Source organism: Tessaracoccus sp. (assembly GCF_016714275.1).
Classification (GTDB): Bacteria; Actinomycetota; Actinomycetes; order Propionibacteriales; family Propionibacteriaceae; genus Arachnia.
The window spans coordinates 766,237-782,052 of sequence record NZ_JADJNP010000001.1 but is presented as its reverse complement, the minus strand read 5'-3'; the positions used below and the strand labels follow the sequence as shown (position 1 = coordinate 782,052).

Below are 15,816 nucleotides of genomic sequence, written 5' to 3'. Positions count from 1 at the left end.
GAGGCGATCAATAAAGGAGTATCGACGCTATGACTGACGGGTCCTCATCGGGCGCCTCGCACTCGCGGGATCAGGCATCCTCGAACGGGATGCATGGCGAGACTGGCTGCGAAATCCGCCAGCTCAGCGCGAGCCTCGAAGAGGTGAGACAGCTGCTAGCGAGTCTGGCATGGGATGTGCGAAAGCTCGTGCCCGAGATCCTCACCGAGACTCAGGCCCTACAGCAGCTACTCGGGCGCTATGCGCCGCAAGAGCCTCTTCCAAACGTTTCCGGGTGGGCGATGAAACCCACGGGTCTTGTGGTTCTGTTGAGTTGCGTGGATTCGGTCAAGCCCGGCCTCGTGGTCGAACTGGGCGCCGGCACATCAACACTATGGATCGCACGCGCCCTGAAGGAACAGGGTTCGGGGCGGTTGATCTCGTTCGAGCACCAGGAACAATACGCCGCGCGCTATCAGCGGATGTTGGTCGCTCACGGACTAGATGATTGTGCTGAGGTCCGATACACGCCGCTAGTCAACGTTGACACTCCCCGCGGCCCGAGGAAGTGGTATGACCTGGACCCGGGGTCGATCGGTGGCGAGATCGAGTTGCTCCTGGTTGACGGTCCGCCAGCAACAACCGACGAACATGCGCGCTACCCAGCATTGCCTCTGCTGCGCCGGGTGCTGGCTGCTGAAGCGTACGTTGTCGTCGATGACGCAAACCGGAGGGCCGAGACGGAAATGATCGCATTTTGGCAAGAGGAGGAGCCCGGGCTTGAGCGGTTGGAGAGAGATCAGAACGGTTTGGCCGTGCTCCGATTGACCGGAATGCAGCGTCGGATCGAGTCGTGAGTTCGGAGCGGGCCGGATGGCCGAGCCGTCGGCTCCGGCTCCCGCAGAAACCTCGCGCGTCAGTCTCCCGCCACACGGCTCCTGCGGCTCTGGTCATCAGGGATCATCAGGGATGGCGGGCCCTTGGGGAGGGCCTCGGATCATAGTACGACCCGACTTGGGCCAGATTAGTCAGGTTTTCGCGAGTCGGTGGATGAGGGCCTGGGCGTCGGTGGGGAGTGGTGTGGCGGCGTGGACGATGTGGCCGTTGATGTTGAGTTCGAAGGTGCGGTAGCGTTTCAGGGTGCGGACCAGACGGCGTAGGGAGAGCCCCGTGCGGTGTTCGAGTTCGTGGCCAACAGCCATCGCGGCCATCACGATGGTCAGGTGCGCATCGATCGAGTCCTTCTTGCGGTGGTAGATCGGTCTGGCCTTCAGATCGGTCTTTGACATGCGAAATGCCTTCTCAATCCGTAGAAGCTGGCGGTAGGCGTTGATCACTTGCTCGGCGTTGAGGTCGATCTGGTTGGTTTCGTAGCCCTTGATCCCGGCCAGCGCGGTGTTCTTCTCGGCGAGTTCGTAGTTCACGGTCTTGGTCGGCTTGTGGAGGTCGACGTACCGGTTGCGTTTCACCGCGGTCTTCCCGCGACGGCGTCTTCGGCTTTGCGGACCTGTTCGGCGATGCCTTTCCGGGACCGCCGCGCCCGGTCGGCTGAGTACTGGTAGTAGGTGATCGAGTGCGGGATCCCGTCAGGGCCTCTGCCGCTGCGATCAGCGATCGTCCAGATCTGCCCGTCGACATAGTCGGTGTCGGGGTGTTCGCGCCGCCACCGCGCGATCGGGTAGGGCACCTGAGCGAACTTGGTGCCGAGGATGCAGCCCAGTCCGGCATCGATGATCGACTTCTTGTTGCCGGCCGAAAACATGCCGGAGTCGGCGACCACGGTGACTCGGGTCAGGTCGTAGGTGCGTTGCAGCTGCTCGATCATCGGCAGCATGGTCAGCTTCTCGGACTTGTTGCCCTCGAACGCCGCCACCGCAAGCGGGAACCCTGTCTCATCAGCCAGGAGCCCGACGGTGATTTGGGGCTCCAAACGTCGCTCTTTCGAGTATCCGGGTATCCGGAGCTCGTCAGGGGTGTCGGTCTCGAAATACAACGTGGTCACATCGAAGAGCACCAGGACACCGGGGCCGATACCCGCTTTGGCTGCGCAGGCCCTTGTCAATCCGTCTTGGAACCCTGGTTTCGCGTACCTGGGAGCCGGCGCTTGATCGTGCGGTACGACGCGGACCGGATGCCGATCTCGGCCAGAGTCTCGATCGAGTCGAGCTTGGAGCCGGGATGCACGATCCTGGCCATCACCAAATGCTCGAACACCTCGTCACCATTAGTAGCGGTGTCGAACCCCAGGCTGCGGTACACGCCTTGGATCGCGTCGATGAGATACCCGGCACGCTCCCCAGCGATCGCGAGCGGCGCCTCCACCGAGCCGGTCGCAGCCTTGGCGGCGTCGCCGTCGAGAGCCAGCCGAGGTTGCCGGTCGTCGATCAAGCGCTGCGCACGCGCGTTCAGCAGTACGAGTTCTTCGTCAGTGTGAGCCGAGCCGATGTGATCAAGAACAGGCTTGTTGTCACGGTAGTGCCAGATCACCTGCACCGCACGGGCACCAGAGGCCGTCGGCACCACACGGATCCGAGGCAAAACCATGCCTGAACCCTACCCACACTCCCAGATTTAGTCAGGAAAACAGGCCTTCCCAGACACTGTCACCCCTTGTCACAAAGGGTTCAACCAAGCAACTTTCCAAGGCGTGGCCCAAGTCGGGTCGGATCGAGTCGTGAGTTCGGAGCGGGCCGGATGGCCGAGCCGTCGGCTCCGGCTCCCGCAGAAACCTCGCGCGTCAGTCTCCCGCCACACGGCTCCTGCGGCTCTGGTCATCAGGGATCATCAGGGATGGCGGGCCCTTGGGGAGGGCCTCGGATCATAGTACGATGATCGCCTAGCCGTCCAACCCTCATGAAAGGGGCATCTGATGTCCCAGGTGTCTTCCGGGTATTTCTCTGATACCACGAGACCGCAGAACCGCGTACCAATCGTGCTTATTAGCAATGAGACTTATGTCTTACCTACAGCCGTCGCGATCTATTCGGTAATTGAATCAAGAAAGCCCGATACCGAGTATGTGATATATATAATCGGATCGGATATTTCCGACTCGAGTTCGTCCCTGTTGGAGGGGTTGTCTCGGCCGAATGCGTCCGTGCGCGTGCTCCGTCGCTCCGCCGAGATGATTCAGGGGTTGCATCAAGACAGTGCCGACTCGATTGCCGCGGCCACCAGTGATGCCCTACTCAAGTTCTATATCCCGGAGATATTGGAGCACGAGGACGTTGTGCTTTACCTCGACGGAGATATCCTCGTGCGAGACGACCTCGCCGAGTTGTTCGCGGTCGACCTGGGGGACAACTACATTGCGGCCGTGGGAGACTCTGGTGCGATTTATTACCGACACAAGTTCGTGCAGGCCGTGGAGCGGTATTTCAACTCGGGTGTTATGGTGCTTAATCTGGACGCTTGGCGAAGAGACAATTTGACGCAGCGTTTGGTCGATAGAAAGAGAGCACTGGTCGACTCCTCGCTCGTGGATCAGAACGTTCTCAATCTCGAACTCGATGGCCGTGTCACGTTGCTTCCGCCGAAGTTCAATGCGCTCATGGTGAACCTCATGCGAGCGAGCAAGGCGCGGAAGATCGCTATTGAGGACTTCAATGCGGGATTCGGCGTCGACTATGCTAGTTTCGAAGATTTCTTCGAGGATGCAGCGATCATTCACTATTCGTCTCGAGATAAGCCGTGGAAGTTCTCCGACACCCCTGGGGCGGACGACTGGTACCGAACCTATCTCGACGCCGAGATTCCGTTGCGTACGAGTCGGAGGTCTGCGAAGGCAGACGAGGCGCCAGAGCTGTTCGATTCTGACACCCCTCGCGTATCGGTGATCATTCCGTTCTATCAGTCGGTTGACTACGTGCGAGACGCTATTATGAGTGTGCTGACGCAGGACCTCGCGGAGCTGGAAGTGATTTGCGTCGATGACGGTTCTACTGATGGAGGCGACGTGATTGTCGCCGGGCTGGCGGCGCGTGATCCGCGCGTTGTGCTCTTGCGTCAGGATAACCGCGGAGCCGCTGCCGCCAGGAACCTTGCCCTAGAGCATGCAACCGGCGAATACATTCTCTTCCTGGACAGCGATGATTGGCTGGAGCGGGACACCTTGTTGGCTCTGTATGCAGATGCTGCACGCAGCGATGTGGATGTCCTGCTTTTTGAGGGCAGGTCGTTCTTCGAGACGGTCGAACTGGAGGCTGAGCACCCGGGATATGCCAAGTACTATCGGTACCAGGGGGAGTACAGGAATACAGTTAGTGGACCCGAGCTCTTCGTTGCCATGGCGAAGAACTGGGACGTCAAGGACTCGGCCGCGCTGAGGATGATTCGGCGGTCCTTGGTGCAGGAACATGACCTACGGTTTCCCGAAGGTATCGTGCGTGAGGACATCTACTTCGCGTTCGCCTCGACTGTTGCAGCTCGACTAGCGAAGGTCGTCAATCGCACATCTTACGTCCGCCGAGTTCGCGGTGGCTCGGTAATGACAGCGTCCGCGGATGCTCGTCACTATCAGGGACTGATCACCGTCACGGGGATGATCATCGACAGACTTATCGACATGTCGGCCAACAATGAGCTGATAGGCGCATCTTTGCCGCGTCTTGATCTCTACCTTAAGACGACTCAAAGATACGCGGACGCCCTCGATAGCGAGGAGCGCGCGTTAGTCGAGGCCGAGTATCATCTCACTACGAGGCATTTCGGCTTCCTGGCGGAGGCGGCGAAGAAGGCGTTCCGCAAGGGGGAGGAGACGCAGCGATTCCGGGGAATGGCATCTGAGGCGCGGGCTGATGCGAAGAACGCCCGAGCGGAGACCCGTGCCGTGCGGAGCGAACTGCGAGCCATGCAGGAGGACTACGTTCGCCTCCAGGAGAAGACGAAGAGGCAGATTCGTGAGCTCAAGGAGGCCCGGGCCCGCGACGTGGAGTTGGTTCGATCGTCGATGAGCTATCGGTTGGGCAACGGAGTGGTGCGCCCGCTCTCGATGCTGCGACGGCGTCTTCAGGCGAACAGAGGCACTCGGCAGATCGAGTAGCAATTTCGACCTTTTACGCCGCCGGTGCTGGTTCAGCCCGGTCCAGCCCCGATCCGCCGAGCCGGTATCGGGTTGGTCCGCTTCGGGGGTTCCTAGGCGGGCGGTGGTGGAAGTGGGCCTGGCGGGGCTGCGGGTCTGCCATGGGTTTCCACTTTGTGTTTCCTTGTGTCGTGGTGTCGCGCGTCAGACTATGTGGCAGGGGTAGTTAGTTGCTGAGGCAACGCCCCTATCGAAAGGTCTGAGTCATGAGTCGTGCCCCGACGATCCCGGTGGAGAAGAAGCTCCGCATTGTGTTGTCCGTGCTGCAGCCCGACTTGGGCCACGCCTTGGAAAGTTGCTTGGTTGAACCCTTTGTGACAAGGGGGTGACAGTGTCTGGGAAGGCCTGTTTTCCTGACTAAATCTGGGAGTGTGGGTAGGGTTCAGGCATGGTTTTGCCTCGGATCCGTGTGGTGCCGACGGCCTCTGGTGCCCGTGCGGTGCAGGTGATCTGGCACTACCGTGACAACAAGCCTGTTCTTGATCACATCGGCTCGGCTCACACTGACGAAGAACTCGTACTGCTGAACGCGCGTGCGCAGCGCTTGATCGACGACCGGCAACCTCGGCTGGCTCTCGACGGCGACGCCGCCAAGGCTGCGACCGGCTCGGTGGAGGCGCCGCTCGCGATCGCTGGGGAGCGTGCCGGGTATCTCATCGACGCGATCCAAGGCGTGTACCGCAGCCTGGGGTTCGACACCGCTACTAATGGTGACGAGGTGTTCGAGCATTTGGTGATGGCCAGGATCGTGCATCCCGGCTCCAAGCTCGACTCGATCGAGACTCTGGCCGAGATCGGCATCCGGTCCGCGTCGTACCGCACGATCAAGCGCCGGCTCCCGGTGTACGCGAAACCAGGGTTCCAAGACGGATTGACAAGGGCCTGCGCAGCCAAAGCGGGTATCGGCCCCGGTGTCCTGGTGCTCTTCGATGTGACCACGTTGTATTTCGAGACCGACACCCCCTGACGAGCTCCGGATACCCGGATACTCGAAAGAGCGACGTTTGGAGCCCCAAATCACCGTCGGGCTCCTGGCTGATGAGACAGGGTTCCCGCTTGCGGTGGCGGCGTTCGAGGGCAACAAGTCCGAGAAGCTGACCATGCTGCCGATGATCGAGCAGCTGCAACGCACCTACGACCTGACCCGAGTCACCGTGGTCGCCGACTCCGGCATGTTTTCGGCCGGCAACAAGAAGTCGATCATCGATGCCGGACTGGGCTACATCCTCGGCACCAAGTTCGCTCAGGTGCCCTACCCGATCGCGCGGTGGCGGCGCGAACACCCCGACACCGACTATGTCGACGGGCAGATCTGGACGATCGCTGATCGCAGCGGCAGAGGCCCTGACGGGATCCCGCACTCGATCACCTACTACCAGTACTCAGCCGACCGGGCGCGGCGGTCCCGGAAAGGCATCGCCGAACAGGTCCGCAAAGCCGAAGACGCCGTCGCGGGGAAGACCGCGGTGAAACGCAACCGGTACGTCGACCTCCACAAGCCGACCAAGACCGTGAACTACGAACTCGCCGAGAAGAACACCGCGCTGGCCGGGATCAAGGGCTACGAAACCAACCAGATCGACCTCAACGCCGAGCAAGTGATCAACGCCTACCGCCAGCTTCTACGGATTGAGAAGGCATTTCGCATGTCAAAGACCGATCTGAAGGCCAGACCGATCTACCACCGCAAGAAGGACTCGATCGATGCGCACCTGACCATCGTGATGGCCGCGATGGCTGTTGGCCACGAACTCGAACACCGCACGGGGCTCTCCCTACGCCGTCTGGTCCGCACCCTGAAACGCTACCGCACCTTCGAACTCAACATCAACGGCCACATCGTCCACGCCGCCACACCACTCCCCACCGACGCCCAGGCCCTCATCCACCGACTCGCGAAAACCTGACTAATCTGGCCCAAGTCGGGTTAGTTGCTGAGGCAACGCCCCTATCGAAAGGTCTGAGTCATGAGTCGTGCCCCGACGATCCCGGTGGAGAAGAAGCTCCGCATTGTGTTGTCCGTGCTGCAGGGTGAGATCTCGATCGCTGAGGCGGCCCGTCGTGAGAAGGTGTCCGAGCAGGCGATCGGGAACTGGAAGCGTCAGTTCCTCGAGGGCGGGAGGGCCGGCATCGAGGCGGGCAAGTCCAAGCCCTCGTCGCGGGAGCAGCAGCTTCAGGACGAGGTCGCCGAGCTGACCCAGGCCCTCGGCGAGGCGGCGGTCGAGATCCGTGTGTGGAAGAAGAGTGCCGAGGGCCGTCTGGGCCCTTCGAGGACCTCGAGGTGATCCGTGTGGAGTCGGGCATGTCGACCGCGAGGTTCTGCAAGCTGATCGACATGCCCGAGCGGACCTGGCGGCGCTGGCAGGCCAAGGTGAAGACCGAACGGCCGGTGAAGGGTCCGTGGCCGCAGCCGGCGCGGGACGCGGCCCGGCCGCTGGTCACCGCGCATGCGTTGAAGAAGCCGGAGTGGGGGCATCGGAAGATCTGGGCGATGACCCGCCACGACGGGCATAAAGTGTCGCAGGCAACCGTGCTGCGGCTGCTGCGCGATGACGGGCTGATCCTGCCGTCCGAATATCAGAAGCAGCGTCGGGAGCTGGCGAAGGACCGCAAGGCCGCGTTCGCGAGGAACCCGACGGGACCGAATCAGGTGTGGCAGCTGGACTTCAGCGAGTTCGAGACCACCACCGGCGGGACGTGGCGGATCGCGGGGTGCCGGGACTGGTTCTCCAAGGTCGAGCATCCGTTTCACACGTCACCGACGGCGAATCAGCATGACGCGATCGCCGCGATCGAGCTCGCCCTCGCCGACTACGAGGTCATGTTCGGGCACCCGCTCATCGACCAGTGCGAGGTCGATGCCGAGACGGGAGAGCTACTGCCCGTCGTCACGATCGTCACGGACAACGGCGGCCCGTTCCGGTCGCTGAACTTCGAGCTGTTCATCATGCGCCACCCCGAGCTGCGGCACGTCCGCACCCGAGTGAAATCGCCCGGGCAGAACGGGTCACGCGAACGCGGGTTCGGGACGCTGAAGTACGAGCGGCTGTTCCTCGACGACATCCCCGACGCGCTCACGCTCGTCGAACGCGCCGAGGACTACCGCATCGAGTACAACGAGATCCGCCCGCACGAGGCCATCGCCTGGAACCGGCCGATGGAGGTGCACCTGGGCCTGGCCGACCCCACCATCCCCAACTTCGAAAGAGAAGAAATCCTGCCAACTACTTGACGCGGGACAGTGGCCCCGGGTGGGGCGGGTTGGTCAGCTGTCAGGTCACGGGCCTGGTTCGCGACGCGGGCCGCGACGGTGACCAGGTAGCTGCGCACGGTTGCGGTGTGGGCTTGCCCGAGCGCTGTTGAGGCGGCCCTTCCGGCGGCGCGGGTCAGATTCAACGCGGCCACGGCCAGGGCGGCGGAGCTTGTGCGCAGTCAGGCGTCGAAGGTGAGTTCAGCACTGGTCGGGTCGCCCTGTATCGTGGACAACTCCGTCCGCGCTCAGCGAGGGACGAATCTGAGGAAACGAGGTAGGCGAGATGAAGAGACTGCGACTGCTGATAGCTGTGTTACTGGCCACGACGGTCCTCGTGGCGGGGCCGGTAGCACCCGTGACGGCACAGGCGGCGCAGACCGTGAAGGTGTCGGCGGCCGCGCTGAAGTCCTCCGTGAAGGTGGATAAGAAGGCCAAGCTCGTCATTGATCCCGTGACCTACGGCAAGAAGCGGGTGGCGGTCGCGACCTTCAGCAAGGCGGTGAAGGGGCGGCCCGTCTCGCTTCAGCTGAAACAGGGCAAGAAGTGGAAGCAGGTCGCCACCGCCGAGATGGACAAGAAGGGCCGCGCCTCCTTCACCGTCTCCAAAATCGGGACCGGCACGTATCGTGCCGTCGCCGACAAGACGAAGGTGAAGAAGAAGACGGTTGCTGCAGCGGCGAGCCCATCGGTCGAGGGCGGCTCCCAGTGGAAGCGCACCTTCCGGGACGGGTTCGGTGGTCGCGAACTGAGTTCGAAGTGGACCACGCGCGCCCCGGGCAGGTTTAGCGGAGGTCGCGCCTGTGCCGCATCGGATCCGAGCATGGTCGAGGTCAAGAACCACACCGCGGTGCTGTCGATTCGGCGGCTGGACCCCAAGTCGAAGGCGGACAAGGCGATGATCGCCGCCGCCAACAAGGTGGCCAAGAAGGTCCAGAAGGCGAAGCGGGACGCCGCCATCAAGGCGGCCAAGAAGCTGAAGGGCGACGCGAAGAAGAAGGCGCTCAAGGCGGCAGAGGCGATGGAGACCAAGGGCTGTGTGAACGGCGTGTTCCTCAACGGGATCGTCGACACCAGCACGAGCTTCTCCATGCCGAGCGGCATTGTGGCCGCGCGCGTGAAGTTCCCGAAGGGCCAGGGGTTCCACGGCTCGGTCTGGTTGCAGACCACGCGCAGCGGTTCCGCGAAGCCCCGCGGAACGGAGATCGACATCGTCGAGTCTTTCGGCTACGGGAAGGGCGTCATCAACTTCCTCCACTCGGACGAGAAGAAGAATGGGACCCTCGTCGGGTCCGGCGCCTACGTCCTCGCCTCCAAGACGAAGGATCCCAAGTGGTGGGACAAGTACCACGTCTACTCCGTTGAGTGGTCTGGGAAGACCTACATCTACCGCATCGACGGCGTGGAGACCATGCGGTTGTCGAAGTCCAACGTCAAGGGCGATCGGCAGCAGTTGATCATGAGCCTGCTGTCCTCGGACTGGGAGCTGCCGCTGCTCACGAACCCTGTGAGCATGTCTGGCTCTGGCGTCAAGGCGTCCACCGTGAAGAAGGCGAACGTGTCCAAGTCGAAGGTGTACGTCGCTTGGGTCGAGGCGTGGGAGAAGGCATGAGCCCGCGCGATGCGATCAGCCGCCGGCGGGTGGCGGGCTACGCCGTCGCGGGCGTGCTCGTGGTGGTGGGGCTAGCCGCGGCCACGGCGAGCCTCCGCGGGATCGGCGGCGGTGCGGTCCCGCAGATCGCCCCCTCCGTCAGCCAGTCCCCGGCCCCAACGCGCGTGGCGAGTCCCGAGCCGTCGGATTCGCCAACCCCAGAGCCGTCTCCCACACCCGATGCCGAGCCGACACCTGAGAAGGTCGACCTCTCGGCAGCAGCGCTGAAGGCTGACGGCTGGAAGCGCGTATTCCGAGACGACTTCAAAGGCTCGCGCCTCGGCGACGCCTGGACCACCCGCGCCCCAGGTGTGTACGCCGGCAGCCGCTTGTGCTCCGCTCCTCGCCCGGAGATGGCGCGTGTCGAAGACGGGAAGTTCATCGCGTCGATCCGGAAGCTGGACGCCGATAGCTCTGCGGACCGCGAAGAGATCCAGGCGGTCGAGCGCGCGGCAAGGAAGGCCCAGAAGGACAAGAAGGCGGCCGCGATCGCGGCCGCCGAGAAGCTGAAGGGCGACGAGCGGGCGGAGGCATTGGAGAAGGCGCAGGCGATCGACGTCGAAGGGTGCCCGGAGGGAGTCTTTGCCAACGGCATGGTCGACACCAGCACGTCGTTCCGGATCCCTGAGGGCATCGTCGCGGCGCGCGTGAAGTTTCCCGTGGGCCAGGGCATGCATGGCTCGGTATGGATTCAGACGACGCGCAACAACGGCACGCAGACCCCGAAGGGAGCCGAGATCGACATGATCGAGGCATTCGGCTACGGCAAGGGCGTGAGCAACATCGTCCACGCTGACGTTGAGGAAAATGGGAAACTGACCCAGCTCGGCGGCTATGTCCTTGAGGATGCGGCGGCGGATCGCCAGTGGTGGGACGAGTACCACGTCTTCTCGGTGGAGTGGACCCGGAAGGAGTTCATCTTCCGCCTCGACGGGGTGGAGACCAGCCGGATCAAGGCCACGGCGGTGAAGGGCGACGAGTACATCCTCATCATGAGCCTATTGACTTCCGACTGGGAACTGCCGCTCTTGACCGAGCCCAAACAGAGCCTGCCGGGCGTGGTCGAGACCGATCTCGGTGAGGCGAGCATGAGCGTCGACTGGATCGAGGCGTGGGAGAAGCGTAACTAAAGCCTCTCCCCGCGTCCGATCTACGCGGGGTAGTAGTTTGCTTATTGCGCTCGGTGAGAGCCGCTGCTCCGCGGATGGGTGAGCCAGTGTTCCGGTGATCGCTGAGCCGCGCGGGACGGGACGCACTCGACCGATCTCAGACGCGCACAAGAGCGTAATATCCATGGAGACTATGGAGAACGTCGTCTCCGGCAGCAAGGAGAAGCCCCCTCGCCAGAGGCGGCGGCAAGGTAGCCGAGCCGTAGGGGTGACGCCGTCGCTATGCTGCTAGTCACCATACCGACCGGACAGGAAGCGGAGGTCCCATGCTCAGTGACGCCAAGGCGCTGATCAAGCGCCGGATTCGTGCAGGAGCCCGCACCTGGGACCGCGTTCGCCCAGCGGCCCTTTCCCACCCGGTGCGCGCCGATGCGCGGACTCCAGTGCGCATCTTGACGGCATCGCTGACAGATGTCCTTGAGGCGCTGGAGCAGGAGGGGATCCAAGCGTGGAGCTTCGGCCGCGAGACTGACAACGCCAGCAAGGTGGGAGTCCATGCCGCAGACAGGGAGCGCGTGAGCTCCGCCCTGCGGAGGCTAGGTGAGCTCGGCTACTGGGTGCGGATCAAGAAGCGGTACTTTGACCGCGAGTTCCCCCTCGCGAGCGCCGACGCTGCGAGCTTGTGCTCCGAGGATGTGTTGGCGATCTTCAAGCCGCGCAAGCTGAACGACGTACCCTGGATCATCCGTGCGCAGTTCGGTTGCGAGCTTGAGTTCTGGGCGACGGAGGAACTCGACGGTGCGGAGTATCTGGTAGCCCCCCGGGAGAACGCGGCATCCAAGCAGCTGCCACTCTCCGAGTTCGCTCTGGTTCCTGCGCAGTGGCACGGGATGACAGTGCAGACCCCCGCTGTTTTCGCGCAGCGGATGGTGGACGACGTGGTGTTTCCCATCGACGTGGTCTACACCTGGGTTGACGGCAGCGACCCGCGTTGGCGCGAGAAGCGTGCCCGCGCGGAGGCGGACGAGCGGGGGGTCGAGTATCATCCCGAGGCGACGACGGCCTCGCGTTTCGCCGACCATGAGGAGTTGCGGTATTCGCTTCGTTCGCTCGAGTACTTCGCCCCGTGGGTGCGGAAGATCTATCTGGTCACCGACGATCAGGTGCCCGCGTGGCTTGATGTGAACAACCCGAAGATCCAGGTCGTCGACCACCGCGACATCTTCACGGACCCGGCGAACCTGCCTACCTTCAACTCCAACGCGATCATCTCGTCCCTGCACCACATCGCGGGATTGAGCGAGCACTACATCTTCATGAACGATGATTTTTTCATCGGTCGGTGGATCACGCCGGACCGGTTCTTCACGCCATTCGGGCATGCGCGGGTTTCGCCGGCCAACAACCGCCGCCCATTCGGCTCACCCCGCATCGAGGAGGGGCCGCACTTCAACCTGTCGCGCAACATCAGGGCGCTCCTCCAGGAGAGGTTCGGCGTCACGGTCTCGCGGGCGATCAAGCACACGCCCTACCCGCAGTTACGCTCGGTGCACCAGCGGATGGAGGAGGAGTTCGCGGCGGCATACGCCGAAACCACGTCGCACCGGTTCCGGCACCACGACGACATCGTTGCGGATCAACTGTTCCACTACTACGCGCAGATGACGGGCTCAGCGGTGCGGGCCTCCCTGCGCTACAACTACTTCAACATCCAGGACTCCGCCGATATCAGGCGCCTCGATCTCCTGCAGCGGGCACGAGACCGAGATGTCTTCTGTCTCAACGACGCCCCCGGGGAGGGCCTCGTGCCCATCGAGGACGCCGTGATCGATCGCTTCCTGAAGAGCTACTTCCCAGTGCCTTCATCGTTCGAGAAGTGACGCTGCGGAAACACGACGTGACGAGGACCGAGTCGCCCTCAGAGGTCGATCCCGGTCAGGAATCGTTTCGCGCTCTACTGGCAGAACAAGGCGCGAGTGGCGCTCCATATCTCAACTCTTGTACGCGACGCGTCGGTAGTTCTCGTAGGTGCGGCGGAGCTTTCGTGTGACTTTTTCGCGGTATTCTTTCTCGCTGGTTCCTTCGTAGCGGGGGAGTTGGGCTTGGAGTTGGGTGTAGGTCCAGGGCGTGGTCTTGCTGTCCGGCGTGATGATGCTTTTGAGTCCGGTGAAGAGGGTGTCGTATACACTCATGAGGAAGGCTTCGTCTTTTGTTACGCCTTCTTTCATGGCCTTTTCTAGTGCTGGGATGACGTCGGTGGCGGTCCAGCGGCTGGGGTCGAGGGCCCTGTCGTGGTGGCCGACGGACTGGTAGAAGTAGGGGACTTTGAAGTTCCAGGAGAGTCCTATGGAGGGGATGCCGTAGGCGAAGGCTGCGATGGAGGCGTGGAGGCGGAAGGCGATGATGCCGTCGCAGGCGCTGAGTTGGGTGTGTAGTTCTTCTGGCGAGTTCACAGTGACGGCCGCCTTGGCCGCCGGGATCCCGTCTGATTTGACCATCAGATCGAGGACCGCTTCGTCGGCGAAGTGTCCGGTGGTGAACAAGGAGTAGTCATAGCCGCGGGCCGTCAACTCCGCGATAATATCCCTCCAAAATGAGCGCTGATCCGCGAGCGTGAACTTGATCCCGTTGTCTTTGAAGATCCCGGCGCGGGTGACCACGAGACCGATCTGCTTCTTTCTCGGGGACTGCGGGCGTCCCGAGTCCGGTGCGACCGAGGACCCTCTAGTTGGAGTGGGTCTGCCGAGCAGGCGACGGATGGCCCGCTCTAGGGGAGCCGGGATCGCGCGCCTGAGGCGCCCACCAACAGTCATGGGTTGGGAAGGTGCCGGTCGCGATGCGGCGAAGATGATGTCGGCGAAGACGGCTGGGTCGGACACGTGGGCGATGGCGATGTCGGTTCCCTCGACGTACTTCTCCACAGAGGCGAGGTCGTCTCGGGTGGTGATCTGCCGGACGACGGGTAGTTCGAGAGCCTTCTTGAGTTGCAGGGACTTGGGGTTGGTGTCGTCGAATGGTTCTACGCCGATGCTGGAGAACAGGACCGGGATGCCGTACTCCTGGGCCAACTCGATCGTGCGGATCGTTCGTAGGTAGAACATCTGGTAGGAGTAGTTGAACAAGGGTGCCCCGCCGAAGACGATGACGTCGGAGCTGGCGATGGCGTCGCGGGCCGGCTTGAGCAGCGCGGGGTTGCCGCTCTTCAGGTAGGCCTTGGAGATGATTCCGGCCGCACGGCTGCGGATGACGTACGATCGCGGTGGCAGCCCGAGGGTCTTCATGACGCCTTTGATCAGTGAGATCGCGGACGCCTCGATCAACTGGTCACCGACGTTGTCGGAGTCCCTGTTGGTGAGCAGGAGAACCCGGACCTTGCTCCCCGGTGCGGGTGCGCGCACGGTCTGAGGGGCGGCGGCATTTTGATCGGAACTCACGCGGGCATCTTACCGATTGACCTCGGTTGAGCAGGTACAAAGGCGTGCCGCTGATAGGCCTCATAGGCCCGTCGGAGCTTGCGGGTGACCTTGGCGCGGTACTCCTGCGGGGTGGTTCCGGGGTAGCGCTGAAGCTCGGCGCGAAGCTGGTCATGGCTGTAGGGTGCCACGGCGTTATCGGGAGCGACGACGCTCCTGATGCCCGAGAACAGCGACTCGTAGACGGTCATGAGGAAGGCGATGTCCTTGTGAACTCCTTCGGCCATGGCGGTCTCAAGAGCAGGGACAACCTCGTCGGCGCTCCAGCGCTCGACCGGAAGAGCACGGTGTGCAAGTCCAACGGACTGGTAGAAATACGGGACTTTGGGGTTCCAGGAGAGCCCGATGCACGGGATGCCGTAGGCGAAGGCCGCGATGGAGGCGTGGAGACGGAAGGCGATGACGCCGTCGCAGGCAGTGAGTTGAGCCTGTAGCTCCTCGGGCGAGTTAACGGCAATGCAGGCTTTGCGCAGCGGGAAGCCGTCCTCCTTCACCATCTGGTCGAGCAGCGTCTCGTCGGCGAAGTGTCCGGTGGTGAAGAGCCGGTAGTCATAGCCACGGGCTGTGAGCTCGGTAACCACGTCGCGCCAGAAACGGCGCTGCCGTCTAGCGGTGAACGGGAGCCCGTTGTCCTTGAAGATGCCCGCTCGGGTAACCATGAGACCGATGCGTCTCTCGGTCCGTGGCTCTGCAGGTCTGGCGGCGGCGGGACCGAGGACGAGGTCGGTGAAGACGGCGGGATCGGCGACGAGCGCGGTGGGCAGGCCCGTCCCTTCGGTGAACATCCTGAGCGAGTCGAGGTCGTCGCGCGTGGTGATCTGACGAACCACCGAGAGCGCGAGCGCCTCCTTGAGGGCGATGGCTTTGGGATCCTCTCCGTTGAAGGTCTCTACGCCGATGCTTGAGAAGATGGCGGGAACCCCATACTCCTGGGCCAATTCCAGCGTCTTGATCGTGCGCAGGTAGAAGTCTTGGTAGGCGTAGTTGAACAATGGCGATCCGCCGAAGACGATGAGGTCTGCATTCGAGATCGCCGCTCGGGCAGGTCCAAGAAGACTTGTGTCCCCAGTCTCTCGGTACCGCTGAGGGATGATCTCGGCGTCGCGACTGTCTATCTGGTAGCTGCCGTGCTCCCAGCCGAGGTTCTTCATCGCGCTCTCGATGAGGGAGATGGCGCAGGCTTCGATCAACTGATCGCCGACGTTGTCCCAATCCCGGTTCGTCAGCAGCAGGATCCGCAGGGGATCAGGTGTAGCCGGCACGTCGCTACCCTC

Annotated in this window: 12 protein-coding genes and 1 pseudogene; 9 read left to right on the top strand and 4 right to left on the bottom strand. The window is 62.7% G+C overall.

What is annotated here, in order from left to right:
* The first annotated feature begins 29 nt into the window (after nucleotides 1-29).
* A complete protein-coding gene (locus IPJ61_RS03620) occupies nucleotides 30-836 on the top strand; it encodes a class I SAM-dependent methyltransferase (RefSeq protein WP_297103163.1) in 807 nt (268 codons plus the stop codon).
* A 171-nt stretch (nucleotides 837-1,007) separates the two neighbouring features.
* On the opposite strand, the pseudogene IPJ61_RS22500 reads toward IPJ61_RS03620, so the two are convergent.
* Together IPJ61_RS22500 and IPJ61_RS03605 are read right to left on the bottom strand one after the other, a co-directional pair.
* Nucleotides 1,008-1,993, bottom strand: a pseudogene (locus tag IPJ61_RS22500) (IS1634 family transposase).
* A gap of 44 nt (nucleotides 1,994-2,037) precedes the next feature.
* Entirely contained in the window at nucleotides 2,038-2,523 is a 486-nt protein-coding gene (locus IPJ61_RS03605) for a hypothetical protein (protein ID WP_297103156.1), read from the bottom strand.
* Between the two features lie 325 nt (nucleotides 2,524-2,848).
* On the opposite strand from IPJ61_RS03605, the gene IPJ61_RS03600 reads away from it, so the two are divergent.
* The 8 genes from IPJ61_RS03600 to IPJ61_RS03565 all read left to right on the top strand — a co-directional run bounded on the left by IPJ61_RS03600 (nucleotide 2,849) and on the right by IPJ61_RS03565 (nucleotide 12,949).
* Nucleotides 2,849-5,020, top strand: coding sequence for a glycosyltransferase (locus IPJ61_RS03600; RefSeq protein WP_297103153.1), 2,172 nt, complete (start codon nucleotides 2,849-2,851; stop codon nucleotides 5,018-5,020).
* Between the two features lie 427 nt (nucleotides 5,021-5,447).
* A complete protein-coding gene (locus IPJ61_RS03595; protein ID WP_297103150.1) occupies nucleotides 5,448-6,026 on the top strand; it encodes a hypothetical protein in 579 nt (192 codons plus the stop codon).
* Between the two features lie 37 nt (nucleotides 6,027-6,063).
* Entirely contained in the window at nucleotides 6,064-6,966 is a 903-nt protein-coding gene (locus IPJ61_RS03590) for an IS1634 family transposase (RefSeq protein ID WP_459251248.1), read from the top strand.
* A gap of 60 nt (nucleotides 6,967-7,026) precedes the next feature.
* On the top strand, nucleotides 7,027-7,344 hold the full coding sequence (locus IPJ61_RS03585; RefSeq protein WP_297103146.1) for a helix-turn-helix domain-containing protein: 318 nt from the start codon (nucleotides 7,027-7,029) through the stop codon (nucleotides 7,342-7,344).
* 17 nt (nucleotides 7,345-7,361) lie between these two features.
* Nucleotides 7,362-8,291 (top strand): integrase core domain-containing protein, encoded by a 930-nt coding sequence (locus IPJ61_RS03580; protein WP_297103143.1) that lies wholly within the window; start codon nucleotides 7,362-7,364, stop codon nucleotides 8,289-8,291.
* Between the two features lie 304 nt (nucleotides 8,292-8,595).
* Entirely contained in the window at nucleotides 8,596-9,921 is a 1,326-nt protein-coding gene (locus IPJ61_RS03575) for a glycoside hydrolase family 16 protein (protein WP_297103141.1), read from the top strand.
* Nucleotides 9,918-11,090 carry a glycoside hydrolase family 16 protein gene (locus tag IPJ61_RS03570; RefSeq protein ID WP_297103138.1) on the top strand — a complete coding sequence of 391 codons (1,173 nt, stop codon included), beginning with the start codon at nucleotides 9,918-9,920 and terminating at the stop codon, nucleotides 11,088-11,090. The genes IPJ61_RS03575 and IPJ61_RS03570 overlap by 4 nt, the downstream gene beginning before the upstream one ends.
* 305 nt (nucleotides 11,091-11,395) lie before the next feature.
* Nucleotides 11,396-12,949 (top strand): stealth family protein, encoded by a 1,554-nt coding sequence (locus tag IPJ61_RS03565; protein ID WP_297103136.1) that lies wholly within the window; start codon nucleotides 11,396-11,398, stop codon nucleotides 12,947-12,949.
* A gap of 111 nt (nucleotides 12,950-13,060) precedes the next feature.
* Here IPJ61_RS03565 and IPJ61_RS03560 read toward each other — a convergent pair whose 3' ends face one another.
* A complete protein-coding gene (locus IPJ61_RS03560) occupies nucleotides 13,061-14,503 on the bottom strand; it encodes a polysaccharide pyruvyl transferase family protein (protein ID WP_297103134.1) in 1,443 nt (480 codons plus the stop codon).
* Complete coding sequence (locus tag IPJ61_RS03555) at nucleotides 14,500-15,804, bottom strand: polysaccharide pyruvyl transferase family protein (RefSeq protein ID WP_297103131.1); 1,305 nt, start codon at nucleotides 15,802-15,804, stop codon at nucleotides 14,500-14,502. Before IPJ61_RS03555 ends, IPJ61_RS03560 begins: the two co-directional genes overlap by 4 nt.
* Between the last annotated feature and the right edge of the window lie 12 nt (nucleotides 15,805-15,816).

Coding starts and splice junctions, on each gene's coding strand:
- IPJ61_RS03585 (WP_297103146.1), top strand. CDS start 7,027: ATGAGTCGTGCCCCGACGATCCCGGTGGAGAAGAAGCTCCGCATTGTG.
- IPJ61_RS03570 (WP_297103138.1), top strand. CDS start 9,918: ATGAGCCCGCGCGATGCGATCAGCCGCCGGCGGGTGGCGGGCTACGCC.
- IPJ61_RS03580 (WP_297103143.1), top strand. CDS start 7,362: ATGTCGACCGCGAGGTTCTGCAAGCTGATCGACATGCCCGAGCGGACC.
- IPJ61_RS03575 (WP_297103141.1), top strand. CDS start 8,596: ATGAAGAGACTGCGACTGCTGATAGCTGTGTTACTGGCCACGACGGTC.
- IPJ61_RS03605 (WP_297103156.1), bottom strand. CDS start 2,523: ATGGTTTTGCCTCGGATCCGTGTGGTGCCGACGGCCTCTGGTGCCCGT.
- IPJ61_RS03600 (WP_297103153.1), top strand. CDS start 2,849: ATGTCCCAGGTGTCTTCCGGGTATTTCTCTGATACCACGAGACCGCAG.
- IPJ61_RS03595 (WP_297103150.1), top strand. CDS start 5,448: ATGGTTTTGCCTCGGATCCGTGTGGTGCCGACGGCCTCTGGTGCCCGT.
- IPJ61_RS03565 (WP_297103136.1), top strand. CDS start 11,396: ATGCTCAGTGACGCCAAGGCGCTGATCAAGCGCCGGATTCGTGCAGGA.
- IPJ61_RS03620 (WP_297103163.1), top strand. CDS start 30: ATGACTGACGGGTCCTCATCGGGCGCCTCGCACTCGCGGGATCAGGCA.